Here is a 13,902-nt window from a genome sequence, read left to right as displayed (position 1 = left end):
GGGAGCAGCTGGTGGTTGCATCACCGCACGACGTCGAAACCGACGCCATGTTGGTTTTCGCCGCGCAAGAAGGCGACGCCGACGCCTTCTCTGAGCTGTTCCGCCGCCACTACCAGACGGTCCGCCGCTCCTGCGCCCGCCGCCTGCGGGACATCCGCGAGGCCGACGAGGTCGCCCAAGCCGCGTTCGTGCGCGCCTACGAGCGCCTCGATCGCTGCACCGGCGACCGTCGCTTCGGCGCCTGGGTGCAGGTGATCGCCAACAACCTGTGCGTCGACCACATGCGCGCCGCGGCCCGCACCACCCCGTCCGACGAGGTGGGCAACGACAGCGTGGAGGCCGTCGAGAACGCTCCTGAGAACGCCGTGCTGCGCGCCGAGCAGGCCGCCCTGATCCAGCGGGCCCTGGCGTCGCTGCCCGACCGCCAGCGCGACGTCGTCGTCGCCCGCGACGTCGACGGCCGGCGCCCGCCGGAAATCGCCGCCGCCCTTGGTCTGTCGCTCGGTGCCGTGGACTCGCTGCTGCTGCGGGCGCGCCGCCGCCTCGCCGCGTCGGTCCAGGCGATGTCGACCGAGTCCGGCGCCGCCAGCGTCGCCAGCACCACGGCGGTCACCGCCGTGAGCGCCGGCGTCACGCAGTTCGCCACGATCACCCGGGTCGCGCAGGCGGTGTCCAACGCCGTGGCCACGGCGTCGTACCACGTCGCCTCCGCGATGGGCATGGTGCCGGGCGTGCCTTCGGTTGTCTCGCAGGCCGCCGCGCCGCTCGCGGCGGGCGCTATCGCGCTGGCGCCCTTCGGCGCCGCCGGCCCGACGGCGCAGGTCACGCCGCCGACGGTGCCAACCATCACGGCGCCGGTCTCGGTGCCCCTCGCGCGTTCGGCACCGGCGCTCGTCGCGACGCTCGAAGAGCAGGCGAAGCCGCTCGTGGGTGCGGCCCACACGAGCGCGCCGATCGCTCCCGCGCTGCCCGCAACCCCGCCTGCCGTCACAACGCCCAGGGCACCCGCGGCCAGCGGCCAAACTGGCCTCGTGCCCGCGGTCACCAACCTTCTCGGCAACACCATCCGCACGATCAGGTGAGTGAATCGGAACTCGCGCCTGAGCTGCGCGAGGCGTGCGGCGTCTTCGGTATTTACGCGCCTGGCCGCGCCGTCTCCTACGCCATCTACGACGGGCTGTTCGCTCTCCAGCACCGCGGCCAGGAATCCGCCGGCATGGCGGTGTCCGACGGGCGCTTCATGGAAGTCACCAAGGACATGGGCCTCGTGTCCAACGTGTTCAACAAGAACATCCTCGCGGCGCTCACCGGTCACCTCGGCATGGGCCATACGCGGTACTCGACGACGGGCTCGTCGGAGTGGCACAACGCCCAGCCGATCTACCGCACGGTCGGCGACGCCGGTTTCGCCCTCGGCCACAACGGCAACCTGAGCAACACGGTGTCGTTGATGGAGTCGGCCGGCATGCTCGCCGGCACCGTGTCGTCCGACAGCGACCTCATGGGCGAGCTCATCGCCCGTGCCTATCCCGCCGAAGAGTCCGCCGACGGTCGCGACCTCGAGCGGTCCCTGATGCACGTGCTGCCGCAACTCGAAGGCGCGTTCAGCCTTGTGGTGATGGACGCCTCGCACGTGATCGGCGTGCGCGACCCCAACGGTTTCCGTCCGCTGTGTCTCGGCAAGATCGACGGCGGCTGGGTGATCGCGTCCGAGAGCCCGGCGCTCGACATCGTCGGTGCGCACTTCGTGCGCGAGATCGACCCGGGCGAGATGGTCGTCATCGACGCGTCGGGTCTGCGTTCGCTGCACCCGTTCCCGAGCGAGCGCGTCTCGCCCCGGCTGTGCATCGTCGAGGCCGTCTACTTCTCGCGTCCCGACGCCCAGCTCTACGGGAAGGAAGTCCACGGCGCCCGTCGCCGCATGGGTGAGCTGCTCGCCGAGCAGGCGCCGGTCGACGCCGACATGGTCATGGGGGTGCCCGAGTCGAGCCTGCCGGCGGCGGAGGGCTACGCCAAGCGCTCCGGCATTCCCTACGGCCAGGGGCTGGTGAAGAACCGCTATATCGGCCGCACGTTCATCGCCCCCGACCAGGCCAGCCGCGACGCCGGCGTGCGCCGCAAATTCAACCCGCTGCGCGACAACGTCGAGGGCAAGCGGTTGATCGTCGTCGAGGACTCCATCGTGCGCGGCACCACGCACAAGGCCGTCGTGCGCATGCTGCGCGAGGCCGGTGCGGCCGAGATTCACCTGCGGGTGACGTTGCCGCCGTGGAAATGGCCGTGCTTCTACGGGATCGACACCGGCACCAAGGCCGAACTCATCGCCGCCAACATGACCGTCGACGAGATCCGCGACTATCTCGGCGCCGACTCGCTGGCGTATCTCCAACTCGACAAGTTGATCGAGGCGATCGACGCGCCCGGCGCCGGGTTCTGCACGGCGTGCCTTACGGGCGAGTACCCCGTCGCCCCGGACATCGCCTTGTCGAAGGGTGTGCTGGAAGCCTCGCGTGCCTGACGCCGACAAGCAGCTCAGCTACAAGGCCGCCGGCGTCGACATCGCGGCGGGTGAGGAAGCCGTGCGTCGCATCCGCGAGCACGTGCGCTCCACCTTCCGTCCCGAAGTCATCGGCGACATCGGCGGCTTCGGCGGTCTGTTCGGTTTTCCGGCCGGTCGCTACAAGAACCCCGTCCTCGTCAGCTCGACCGACGGCACCGGCACCAAGGCGCTGATCGCGCAGGCGACCGGACGCTTCACCACCATCGGCCAGGACCTCGTGGCGATGTGCGTCGACGACATCGTGTGCCAGGGTGCCGAGCCGCTGTTCTTCAACGACTACATCGCGGTGGGCAAGCTCGACCCGCACCAGATCGACCAGCTCGTGGCCGGCATCGCCGAGGGTTGCCGCATCGCCGGGTGTGCCCTCGTCGGCGGTGAGATGGCCGAGCACCCCGGCGCGATGAAGGAAGGCGAGTTCGACCTCGTCGGCTTCACCGTCGGCGTCGTCGAGCGCGACCGCCTGATCACCGGCGAGCACGTACGCGCCGGCGACGTCCTCGTCGGCTTGCCCTCGCCCAACCTGCGCTCGAACGGCTATTCGCTGGCACGCAAGGCGTTGCTCGAAGTCGACGGCCGCTCGCTCGACGCGCCGGCGTACTCCGGGGCGCACCATTCGCTCGCCGACGAGCTGCTGAGCCCGTCGGTCATCTACGCGCCGGCGATCCTCGAGTTGCTGCGCCACGTCGACGTGCACGCCGTCGCCCACATCACCGGCGGCGGCATTCCGGGCAACCTCGTGCGCGTCCTGCCCGACAGTTGCGACGCCGTCGTCGAGCGCCGCCGCTTCGAGACGCCCCGCATCTTCAGCGAGATTCAGCACATCGGCGAGATTCCTGACGCCGAGATGGCGGCCACGTTCAACCTCGGCCTCGGCATGATCGTGGTCGTGCCGCCGTCGGACGCCTACAAGGCGCTCGACGTGCTGCGCGCCGCCGGTCATCTCGCCGTGCAGGTTGGCGAGGTCGTCACCGGCCGCAACGAGGTCCACCTTGCCTGACGTGAAGCAGCAATTGATCGAGCACCTGCTCAAGTACTCGGTCAAGCGGGGCGACTTCACGTTGAAGTCGGGCAAGAAGAGCCCGTACTTCCTCGACTCCAAGCAGACCGCCTGCCGCCCCGACGGCATCCTCCTCGTCGCCCAGGCCGCCCTCGCCGTCATTCCGCCGGAAGCCACGGCTATCGGTGGCCTCACGATGGGCGCCGATCCGATCGCGTTCGCCACCGCCGCCTACGCCGCCACTGTCGGTCGTAGCCTCAAGTCGTTCTCGGTGCGCAAGGAAGTCAAAGACCACGGCGCCGGCGGTCGCATCGCCGGCGCCCTCGACCCCGGGGACAAAGTCGTCCTCACCGAGGACACCACGTCGCGGGGCGTGTCGATTCTCGAAGCCGCCGAAGCCGTGCGCGCCGAGGGCGCGGAGCCCGTCCTCATGGTCGCCCTTGTCGACCGCGGCGGCACCGCGGCCGGCTACGCCGCCGACGCCGGTATCCCCTTCGTCGCCCTCGTGACCGCCCCCGACTTGGGCTTCGACTACGACGGCCCCGTCTCCTAGCGAGCCTGTGTTCTGTGGCACACGAATCGTGTGCCACAGAACACAGGTTTAGTAGGCCAGCAGGTCTTTGATGGCTGCGGCGATGTCGTCGACTTGGGGGAGGACGGCGGCTTCGAGGGTCGGCTCGTAGGCGACGTGGGTGTCGATGGCGGCGACGCGGCGCACGGGGGCGTCGAGTGACTCGAAGCAGTGTTCAGCCACCCAGGCCGCGACCTCGGCGCCGAAGCCGCACGTGATGACGTCTTCGTGCACGACGAGGCAGCGGCCGGTCTTGGCGACCGACGCGGCGACGAGGTCGTGGTCCCACGGAATGATCCAGCGCAGGTCGATCAGCTCGACCTCGTCCTCGTAGCCGAGCGACGCCACTGCTTTGCGCGTCCGCTCGACGGTGGCGCCGTAGCTCACGACGGTGAGCGCGCCGCCTGCGTGGTCGACGTACCCCTTGCCGAAAGGCACCACGTAGTCCTCGGGCGGGAACGGGTCGACGGTGTAGGGCTGGCGCAGCAGGTGCTTGTGCTCGAGGAACATGATCGGGTCATCCGCGCTGAAGGCGGCGCGCAGCATGCCCGCCGCGTCACGGGCGCGTGACGGGAACCCGATCGTGAGTCCGGGCACGTGGGCGAAGATCGACTCGCCGCACTGCGAATGCCAGATCGCACCGCCGACGAGGTATCCGCCGATCGGCACCCGCAGCACCATCGGGACGCTGAAGGCGCCGTTCGACCGCCAGCGCGCCGTCGCCGCCTCGGTCTTGATCTGCTGCATCGCCGGCCAGATGTAGTCGAAGAACTGCACTTCGGGCGCGGGCCGCAAACCCCGAATCGCCTGGCCCACGGCGCGCCCGACGATGTTGGCTTCGGCGAGCGGCGTGTTGAAGCAGCGGGCGCGCCCGAACTCGCGCTGCAGGCCGTGGGTGGTGCCGAACACGCCGCCTTTGCCTTCGACGTCTTTGAGCACCGTCTCGCGGGCGTCGCCGACGTCCTCCCCGAAGACGCGGATGCGTTCGTCCTTCGCCATCACCTCGTGCAGCGTGCGTTTGATCGCCTCGCCGAAGGCGACGGGCTCGCCCGCTTCCGCCGCGTCGTAGGCGCGCTCGCGCAGCGCCGGCAGGTTCTTCACGTGCTTGGCGATGTCGGCGGGATCGGGCCGCGGCGCCCGCATCGCTTCCTTCGCCGCGTCGGCCACGATCTGGAACGCCTCGTCGCGCAACGCCTGGGCTTCGGCGGGCGACAGGACGCCGCCTTCGACCAGCGCGGTTTCGAGCACGAGGATCGGATCGTGCTCCGCCTCGTCGGCGAGTTCTTCGCGCGACCGGTACTTGCTCTGCGTGTCGGCCGCCGAGTGTGAATACGGACGGGTCACGGTGGCGTGGATCAGCGCGGGGCCTTCCGAGGCGCGCACGCGGGCGATGGCCTCGGCGCCGCGGCGGCGCGCCTCGAAGTAGTCGCGCCCGTCGAAGCGGTGGACGGCGAGGCCGCGGAAGCCCTGCACCAACTCGGCGACGGGCGCCGGCGCCTGCTCGCTGGCGGGCACGGAGATGGCGAAGCCGTTGTCGGCCACGACGTAGAGCACCGGCAAATGCTCGGTGCACGCGGTGTTGAGGCTCTCCCAGAACTCGCCTTCCGACGTCGCCCCCTCGCCGAGGGAGACGTAGGTCAGTTCGTCGCCGTGGGCGACGCAGCCGGGCAGGTCGCGCCGGCCGATGTAGCGCGCCGCCTCGGCGCTGCCAACCGCCGGCAGGCACTGCGTGCCCGTCGCACTCGTCTGGCTGACGACGTTGAGGTCCTTGTGACCCCAGTGGCACGGCATCTGCCGCCCGCCTGACGACGGGTCGAGCGCGGAGCCCACGGCTTCGTAGAGGATCTCCGTGGGCGTCACGCCCAACGCCAGAACCAGCGCCCGATCCCGGTAATACGGGAAAAACCAGTCGTAACCCGGACGCAGGCTGCGCGCCAGCGCCAGCAGCAGCCCTTCGTGGCCCGCACCCGAGATCTGGAAGAAGACCCGGCTCTGTTTTTGCAGGGCGATCTCGCGATCGTCCAGGCAGCGGGACACGTGGGCCCGCCGCAGGTCCTCGACGAGTTCGGCTTCGGCAAACCCCCGGAACATCGTCGCCATCGTGGCACGCCACCAAATCGCCCGCGATGACTAGTCCGGTCGGGCGCCGCGTAATGGTCCTCGTGCGCTATCGACCGCAACTCGGTCAATCCGTACCGTCGGGGCCATCGTGAACGAACAAACGAAAGGCGACGCTGTGGCACAGGTCTATGCACAGGAGAAGCTGCTGACTCCGTCCGAGGTAGCAGCGATGTTCCGTGTGAACCCGAAGACTGTCACGCGTTGGGCCCGTGCCGGCAGGATCAACGCTATCCGTACTCTCGGCGGTCACCGCCGCTTCCGCGCCGCCGAGGTCATGGCTGCCCTCGCCGACATGGAAGAGCACATGGGCGGCTTCGCCGACGAGGCGTAGCTCCTGATTCGGGTCCTTTGCGGACCCGCCAGTAATTTTCAGTACGTGGCGACCCCCAACGCTTCGTACTCCGTCCGTATCCGCGTCGCGCTGCCGAACGAGCCAGGTGTGCTCGGTCGGCTCGCGACCGCGATCGGAAACGCCGGCGGCAACATCTCCTCGCTCGAGATCATCGAGTCCGAGGGGGCTGACATCGTCGAGGACGTCACGGTTTTCGCCGCCGACGAGGCCCACGTCCAGCGCATCCGCGCCGCGGTAGAAGCGGTCGACGGAGTCGTCGTCAAGAAGGTGCGCGACCGCACCTTCGAGATGCACGTCGGGGGCAAGATCGAGGTGCGCTCGAAGAGCGCGCTGCACGACCGCGACGACCTCTCGATGGCCTACACCCCGGGCGTCGCCCGCGTGTGCACCGCGATCGAAGAGAACCCGTCCGAGGTCCACAAGTACACGATCAAGCGCAACACCGTCGCGATCGTGACCGACGGCACCGCGGTGCTCGGTCTCGGCGACATCGGCCCGCACGCCGCGCTGCCTGTCATGGAAGGCAAGGCGATGCTCTTCAAGGAGTTCGCCGGCATCGACGCCTTCCCGATCTGCTTGAACGTCGACTCCGCTGACCAACTGATCGAGACGGTCAAGCGACTCGAGCCCGTGTTCGGCGGCATCAACCTCGAAGACATCGCCGCGCCGCGCTGCTTCGAAGTCGAAGAGAAGCTCAAGGCCGAGCTCGACATCCCCGTGTTCCACGACGACCAGCACGGCACCGCCGTCGTCGTGCTCGCGGCGCTGCGCAACGCGCTCAAGGTCGTCGACAAGCGGATGGAGGACCTCAAGGTCGTCATCGCCGGTGCCGGCGCCGCGGGTGTCGCCATCACCAAGATCCTCCAGGCCGCCGGCGTGCCCAACGTGATCGGCGTCGACCGGCGCGGCGCGATCTACTCGGGCCGTGGGGAGACGGATTCGTCGAAGCAGTGGTTCGCCGAGAACACCAATCCCGAGATGCGCCAGGGCGCGCTGCACGAAGTGATGCCCGGCGCCGACGTCTTCGTCGGTGTGTCCGGTCCCGGGCTCCTCATCCGCGACGACCTGCGCGCCATGAACCACGACCCGATCGTGTTCGCCCTCGCCAACCCGACCCCCGAGATCCTGCCCGAGGAAGCGGCGGGCCTGGCGGCGGTCATCGCGACCGGTCGTTCCGACTACCCGAACCAGATCAACAACGTGCTGTGCTTCCCCGGGATATTCCGTGGCGCGCTCGACGCCGGCGCGACGACGATCACCGAGAACATGAAGCTCGCCGCGGCCGACGCCATCGCCCGCACCGTGACCGACGCCGAGTTGTCGCCCAGCTACGTCGTGCCGAGCGTGTTCAACAAGAAGGTCGTCGAGTTGGTCGCGGCCGACGTCGCCCAAGCGGCGCGGGCCGACGGCGTCACGCGATGACGGCGCACTACGACGCGGTCACCTTCGATCACTGGAACACGCTGTTCTTCGAGTCCGAAGGCAGCAACCTGTCGCACAAGCGCATCGACACCTGGGTGGCTCGCCTGCACGAGGAAGGCCACGCCGTCGAGCGCGAGTTACTGCAAGGCACGTTCTCCACGACGTGGGACGCGTTCACCGTCGACTGGCACGCCGGCGTGCAGCGCACCGGTGAGGACGCGGCGCGCCACGCCCTGTCGCTGCTCGACCTGCCGATCACCGACGAACTGCACGGCGAACTGATCGAGCACTTCGTTGAAGCCGGCAAGGACGTCGACTTCCACATGACCGTCGGCTTGGAAGACGCGCTGCGCACCCTCAAGGACGCCGGGCTCAAGCTCGGCATCATCTGCGACGTCGGCTTCACGCCATCGACGCACCTGCGCGACCACCTCGAGCGCCGCGGCCTACTCCAGTACTTCGACGGCTGGTCCTTCAGCGACGAGGTCGGCTACTACAAGCCCGCCCGCGAGATCTTCGAGCACGCCCTCGAAACCCTCGGCAGTCCGGAGCCCGCTCGCGTCGCCCACATTGGCGACCTGCGCCGCACTGACGTCGCCGGCGCCCTCGCCATGGGCATGACGGCCGTCCGGTACGCCGGCGTGTTCGACGACCCGTCCGAAAACGGACCCGAAGCGACGTTTACGATCACCGACTATGCGGAGTTGCCGGGACTGCTCGGTCTTTGACTGACCGGCGACAGCGCCTGCTGGTCGCGCTCATCGCCTGCGTGGGACTGCTGCGCGGGCTGTGGTGGGTGGCGGTCACGCCGGTGTGGAGCCCGATCGACGAGCAGGCCCACTACGACTACGTCGAGGCGATCGCTCGCGGCGACGGGATCCCGATCGTCGGCCAGACCCACGTGCACGCCGACGTGCTGGCGCTGGCGAAGTCGTCGCCGTCGTCGCGCTTCCACGACGAGACGATTCCGTCGGTGCTGCACGAGTCCTACGAGGCCGCCCAGCCGCCGCTGTACTACGCGGTGATGGCGCCGGTGTGGCGCGTCTTCGACGGGGCGCGCACGTCGACAACCATGTACGCGTTGCGGGTCGCAACGCTGCTGGTGTCGCTGTTGCTCATCCCGCTCGTGTACTTGATCGGGCGCGAGTTGTGGCCCGACGAGCCGAGCATCGGCGTGGTCGCCGCCGCCCTCGCCGCCGTGTGGTCCGGTACCAACAGCAACTTCGCCATCGTGGCGAACGACGGCCTGATGACGGTGCTGGCCGCGGCGACGTTCCTCGTGCTGGCCCGTGCCTTACGCCGCGGGCTGACGACGCGGCGCGCCGCGGTCACCGGTGTGCTGGTCGGCGCCACCGTGCTCACCAAGACCACCGGTCTGTCGATCGTGGCCGTCGTGGCCGTCGCCGCCGTCCTGGCGGCGCGCTGGAACGGTCAACGCCTGGCTGACGTCGTGCGTTTCGGCGCCATCGCCGGTGCGATCGCCGCCGTGCTGGTGGCCCCGTGGCTGGCGTTCAACCACGCGCACTACGGCGGGCTCACCGCCGCCAAACAGCTCGACGCCATCACCGGTTCGCTGCAGTCGAACCCGCCGTTCAACCTGCACGGACTGGCTACGCGCCTGCGTCAGGGCGGTCACGGCTTCTTCGACGCCCAGATCGTCAGCCCCAACGCCACGCACGCCGGCAAGCTTTGGTTCGCCGCCACAGCGCTGTTCGGTGTCGTCGCCGCGGCGCGGCTGTGGCGACGCCGCGCCGGGCGCGACCTGGCGTTGCTCGCCTGGCTCCTGGCGGCGTGGCCGCTGGCCTTCTTCACGATGGCCGTCGTGATCCTGCACCTCTCCGGCGGCCGTTCCGACATCGCCGGCCGGCACCTCTACGTGGCGCTGCCCGCGGTCGCGCTGGCCTTGGCGCTCGCCGCGTACCGTGGCTTCGGGCGCGCCGGGCTCGGTTGCCTCGCCCTCGTGGCCGCGGTGGCCCTGACCCTCGAAGCGGGCGACGTGCCGTGGCTGGTCCACCTCGTCGAGGGCAGCGGATCGCGCTACACGCTTGCGATGCTGGCGCCACGGGCGTGGGCCGTAATCGGGTGGGGTGTCGCGGTGGCGGCGTTTAGCATCGCTCGATGGGGCAAACGCAAGACTGGATCCGACGCGTCCCGCTCCTCCTCGGCGGCAGCGCCCTCAGCGCCGCTTGCTACGCCCTCACCGTAAAGGCGGCGCTCGGCCTCGGCCCGCTGTACACGGTGCAGCAGGGCATCGCCCGCCACCTCCACATCACGCTTGGTCACGCGGTGATGATCACCGGCAGCATCCTGTGCGTCATCGCCGTGCTGCTGCGCATGTGGCCCGGGCCGGGCACCGTCGCGCTGCCGTTCGTGCAGGGCGCGTTCCTCGACGCGTTCCTGCCGCACACGCCGACGGCGCACGGGCTCGTGCTCCGGCTCGCCGTGGTCGTGCTCGCCACGTGGTTCATGGCGCTCGGTGGGGCGATCATCATCCGCAGTCGTGTCGGCGCGGCCGCGCCCGACTTGTGCATGCTGGCGCTGAGCCGGAAGACCGGTCGCAGCAACCGCGCCGTGCGCCTGGCGATGGAAGCGTCGTGGGTGGCGACGGGCTGGCTGCTCGGCGGCACCATCGGCCTCGGCACCGTCATCACCGGGCTCCTGATCGGGCCGGCGCTCCATTTCTGGATCGAGCGCGTTACGCCGACTTCTTCCGCGATGACCGCGGCGCCGGTCGTTTCCGGCCTCGAGCTGACTTAACGCTCTCTTCGAGCGCGGCCATCAGGTCGACGACGTCGGCGTCCTTTGCCTCGGGTTCCGCGGCGACGGTGATCTTCTGGCCCTTGCGCTTCTTCTCGATGAGGTCCCGCAGTTCCTCGGTATAGGTGTCGTGGTAGCGCTCGGGCTTCCAGTCGCTCGCCAGCGCGTCGACGATCTGCTTGGCCAGCTGCATTTCCTTGTGGTTCTTCGCCGTGCCGGCGCGCTTGGGGATGCCCTCGATGTCGCTCGACGGGACGACCTCGTCGGCGAAGCGCATCGTCGACATCGCCAGCGCGCCCTTCACCGGACGGATCGCCGCGAGGTACTGCTTCTTGCGCATCACGACCGAGCCGATGCCGACGCGTTGCTCGTCCTCCATGGCGTCGCGCAGCAGGGCGTAGGCCTTGGTCGCCGCCTCCCCGTCGGGCGCCAGCCAGTAGGTGTGGTCGTAGAAGATCGGGTCGATCTCGGCGAGGTCGACGAAGTCGCCAATGTCGATCGACTTCGTCGACGCCGGCTGCATCTCGTCGACCTCGTCCTTGGTCAGCTCGACGTAGTGGCCCTTGGACACTTCGAAGCCGAGCTTGATCTCGTCGGCGTCGACCTCCTTACCGGTTTTCTCCGACACCTTCTCGTACTTGATACGCGAACCCTTGGGATCGAGTTGATGGAAGTGCACGCTGTGGTCGCGCACGGCGGTGTAGGCCTTCACGGGCACGTTGACCAAGCCGAAGCTGATCGAGCCCGACCAGATTGCTCGCGGCATGCGAAGTGGGTACCCATGGGGGCGTGACTGGAGTCGCGCACGTCGGCTGTTCCGGGTGGGTGTACAAAGAGTGGCGCGGGCTGTTCTATCCCCGGGAGCTCAAGACGACCCAGTGGTTCGCGTACTACGCCCGCCACTTCGACACCGTCGAGATCAACAACAGCTTCTACCGCCTCCCGACGCACCAGGCGGTGGAGAAGTGGGAGCAGCAGGCGCCGCCGGGCTTCACCTACGCGTTGAAGCTCGGCCAGTTCGGCTCTCATCGCAAGAAGCTCAAGGACGCCGACAGCGGCTGGCTCGCCAACCACCTCGACCGGGTGTACCGGCTCGGGAGCCACCTGGGTCCGAACCTGGTGCAGCTCCCGCCGCGCTGGAAGCGCAACCCCGAACGGCTCGACGAGTTCCTCTCGCGGGCACCGAAGGACATTCGCTGGGCGGTCGAAGTCCGCGACGCCAGCTGGCTGCACGACGACGTGTACGCCGTGCTCGAAAAGCACGGCGCCGCGCTGTGCGTCCACGACCTGATCGACGATCACCCGTGGATCCGCACGACCAACTGGAGCTACGTGCGCTTCCATGGACCGAGCGCGACCACGCGGGCCTACTTCGGGCGCTACGGCCCGATCCGTCTCGGCCGCGCCGCCAAGCGGATGCAGCACTGGCTCGAGGAGGGCGCTGACGTCTACGCCTATTTCAACAACGACTGGCACGCCAACGCGGTGAAGGACGGCACGTGGTTGCGCGACCGGCTCTCCTCCTACGGGACGCGTCATGCCGCGTAACCGCCTCGCCACCTACGTCGCCAAGCGCGACTTCACCAAGACGCCCGAGCCGCGGGGCAAGAAGCCGAGCGCGAAGGGCGGGCACCGCTTCGTGGTGCAGCGCCACCGCGCCAGCCACCTCCACTACGACCTGCGGTTGGAGATGGACGGCGTGCTCGCCAGCTGGGCGGTGCCGAAGGGCCCGACGCTCGACCCGAAGGCGAAACGCCTCGCCATGCACGTCGAGGACCACCCGCTCGAGTACTTCGACTTCGAAGGCGTGATCCCCCGCGGCGGCTACGGCGCCGGCGACGTCATCGTGTGGGACTGGGGCACCTACGCCCCGGTGCACACCGACGACCCGGCAAAGGCGGTGGCCGACGGCGAACTGCACTTCGACCTCGACGGCGAGAAGCTGCAGGGCCGCTTCATCCTCATCCGCCGCGGCGCCCCCGGCGAGCGCGAGCAGTGGATGCTGCTGCACAAGCGCGACGAGGCCGCCGTCGACGGCTGGGACGCCGAAGACCACCCGAAGTCGGTGAAGTCGGGGCGCACCAACGACGAGGTGCTGGCCCAACCGAAGGCGCAATGGTCGAGCAAGGTGCCGACGATTGCGGCGTGGGCCCGCAAGCTCGGCCCGTTTCCGGCGGCCGACGACGACGAACTGGCGGCGCTCGACGCGCTGAAGAAGGAAGGCGACTGGAAGGTCGGCGGCGAGGTCGTGCACCTGACCAACCTCGACAAGGTGCTGTTCCCCGGCAAGGGAGCGCGCGCCAAGCCCGTCACCAAGCGCGATCTCATCCGGTACAACGCGCAGATCGCGCCGTGGATCCTGCCGTACCTGGCGGGCCGGCCCGTCAACGCCTACCGCCATCCCGACGGCGTCGAGGAGAAGGGCTTCTGGAACAAGGCGGTGCCCGAGTACGCGCCCGAGTGGATCACGCGCTGGCACTACGACGACTTCGAGAAGGGCGAGACCGAGTGGTACGCGGTGGTCGACAGCCTCCCGTCGCTGGTGTGGATGGCGAACTTCGCCGCCATCGAGTTGAACCCGTGGACGTCGCGGGGCGACAAGCCGCACGAACCGACGTGGGCGCTCATCGACATCGACCCCGGGACGGATACGACCTTCGCCCAGGCGCGCCAACTGGCGCATCTGTACTGCGTCGCCCTCGACCACCTCCACGTCGTCGGCTGCCCGAAGGTGACGGGCAAGCGCGGCATCCAGATTTGGGTCCCGGTGAAGTCCGGCTACACGTTCGACGACACGCGCAACTGGGTCGAGCAGGTGTCGCGTGCGGTGGGCGGCACGCTGCCCGACCTCGTCAGCTGGAAGTGGCAGAAGTCCGAGCGCGGCGGCAAAGCCCGTCTCGACTACACGCAGAACGCCATCAACAAGACGCTGATCGCACCCTTCAGCACGCGCCCGACGCCGGGCGCGTCGGTCTCGATGCCGATCACGTGGGACGATCTCGACGACCGCACGCTCAAGCCGGACAAGTGGAACGTCCGCAACGCCCTCAAGAGGCTGGAAGCCTCTGGTGACCCGTTGCGCGACCTGGTAGGCCTGCAACAGGAACTGCCCGACCTTTAAG

The 13,902-nt window shown here is 68.9% G+C and carries 13 protein-coding genes; 11 read left to right on the top strand and 2 right to left on the bottom strand.

The annotated features are described in order from the left end of the window. The first annotated feature begins 11 nt into the window (after positions 1-11). From VHC63_12220 to pyrE, 4 genes are read left to right on the top strand one after another with little or no spacing between them, the layout of a single operon-like run. Positions 12-1,082 carry an RNA polymerase sigma factor gene (locus VHC63_12220; protein HVV37364.1) on the top strand — a complete coding sequence of 357 codons (1,071 nt, stop codon included), beginning with the start codon at positions 12-14 and terminating at the stop codon, positions 1,080-1,082. Next, positions 1,079-2,518 carry an amidophosphoribosyltransferase gene (gene purF / locus VHC63_12215; protein HVV37363.1) on the top strand — a complete coding sequence of 480 codons (1,440 nt, stop codon included), beginning with the start codon at positions 1,079-1,081 and terminating at the stop codon, positions 2,516-2,518. Before VHC63_12220 ends, purF begins: the two co-directional genes overlap by 4 nt. Beyond that, on the top strand, positions 2,511-3,557 hold the full coding sequence (gene purM, locus VHC63_12210) for a phosphoribosylformylglycinamidine cyclo-ligase (protein HVV37362.1): 1,047 nt from the start codon (positions 2,511-2,513) through the stop codon (positions 3,555-3,557). The genes purF and purM overlap by 8 nt, the downstream gene beginning before the upstream one ends. 1 nt (position 3,558) lies before the next feature. Continuing rightward, the gene (gene pyrE / locus VHC63_12205) at positions 3,559-4,110 is read left to right on the top strand and encodes an orotate phosphoribosyltransferase (protein ID HVV37361.1); all 552 of its coding nucleotides are present in this window, start codon (positions 3,559-3,561) and stop codon (positions 4,108-4,110) included. A gap of 48 nt (positions 4,111-4,158) precedes the next feature. Here pyrE and VHC63_12200 read toward each other — a convergent pair whose 3' ends face one another. Further along, positions 4,159-6,219: a thiamine pyrophosphate-dependent enzyme gene (locus tag VHC63_12200; GenBank protein HVV37360.1), complete on the bottom strand. Its 2,061-nt coding sequence runs from the start codon at positions 6,217-6,219 to the stop codon at positions 4,159-4,161. A gap of 118 nt (positions 6,220-6,337) precedes the next feature. Between VHC63_12200 and VHC63_12195 the strand changes: the two genes are divergently transcribed. Genes VHC63_12195 through VHC63_12175 form a run of 5 tightly spaced genes read left to right on the top strand, consistent with a single transcriptional unit; the run spans position 6,338 to position 10,780 of the window. Continuing rightward, on the top strand, positions 6,338-6,580 hold the full coding sequence (locus VHC63_12195; GenBank protein HVV37359.1) for a BldC family transcriptional regulator: 243 nt from the start codon (positions 6,338-6,340) through the stop codon (positions 6,578-6,580). Positions 6,581-6,625: 45 nt separating this feature from the next. Then, a complete protein-coding gene (locus tag VHC63_12190; GenBank protein HVV37358.1) occupies positions 6,626-8,023 on the top strand; it encodes an NAD-dependent malic enzyme in 1,398 nt (465 codons plus the stop codon). Beyond that, positions 8,020-8,751, top strand: a complete 732-nt coding sequence (locus VHC63_12185) for an HAD family hydrolase (protein HVV37357.1) — start codon at positions 8,020-8,022, stop codon at positions 8,749-8,751. Before VHC63_12190 ends, VHC63_12185 begins: the two co-directional genes overlap by 4 nt. Next, a complete protein-coding gene (locus tag VHC63_12180) occupies positions 8,748-10,229 on the top strand; it encodes a phospholipid carrier-dependent glycosyltransferase (GenBank protein ID HVV37356.1) in 1,482 nt (493 codons plus the stop codon). The genes VHC63_12185 and VHC63_12180 overlap by 4 nt, the downstream gene beginning before the upstream one ends. Continuing rightward, complete coding sequence (locus VHC63_12175) at positions 10,142-10,780, top strand: hypothetical protein (GenBank protein ID HVV37355.1); 639 nt, start codon at positions 10,142-10,144, stop codon at positions 10,778-10,780. Before VHC63_12180 ends, VHC63_12175 begins: the two co-directional genes overlap by 88 nt. On the opposite strand, the gene VHC63_12170 is transcribed toward VHC63_12175, so the two are convergent. Beyond that, entirely contained in the window at positions 10,719-11,546 is an 828-nt protein-coding gene (locus VHC63_12170) for a Ku protein (GenBank protein ID HVV37354.1), read from the bottom strand. The two genes, VHC63_12175 and VHC63_12170, sit on opposite strands and share 62 nt — an antisense overlap. Before the next feature lie 23 nt (positions 11,547-11,569). Here VHC63_12170 and VHC63_12165 point away from each other — a divergent pair, with 23 nt between their 5' ends. Continuing rightward, a complete protein-coding gene (locus VHC63_12165) occupies positions 11,570-12,328 on the top strand; it encodes a DUF72 domain-containing protein (protein ID HVV37353.1) in 759 nt (252 codons plus the stop codon). Further along, positions 12,318-13,901, top strand: a complete 1,584-nt coding sequence (locus tag VHC63_12160; GenBank protein HVV37352.1) for a DNA polymerase ligase N-terminal domain-containing protein — start codon at positions 12,318-12,320, stop codon at positions 13,899-13,901. Before VHC63_12165 ends, VHC63_12160 begins: the two co-directional genes overlap by 11 nt. Position 13,902 lies beyond the last annotated feature (1 nt).

It is taken from the genome of Acidimicrobiales bacterium (genome assembly GCA_035546775.1).
Classification (GTDB): domain Bacteria; phylum Actinomycetota; class Acidimicrobiia; order Acidimicrobiales; family JACCXE01; genus JACCXE01.
This window is presented reverse-complemented; position numbering and strand designations above follow the sequence as displayed.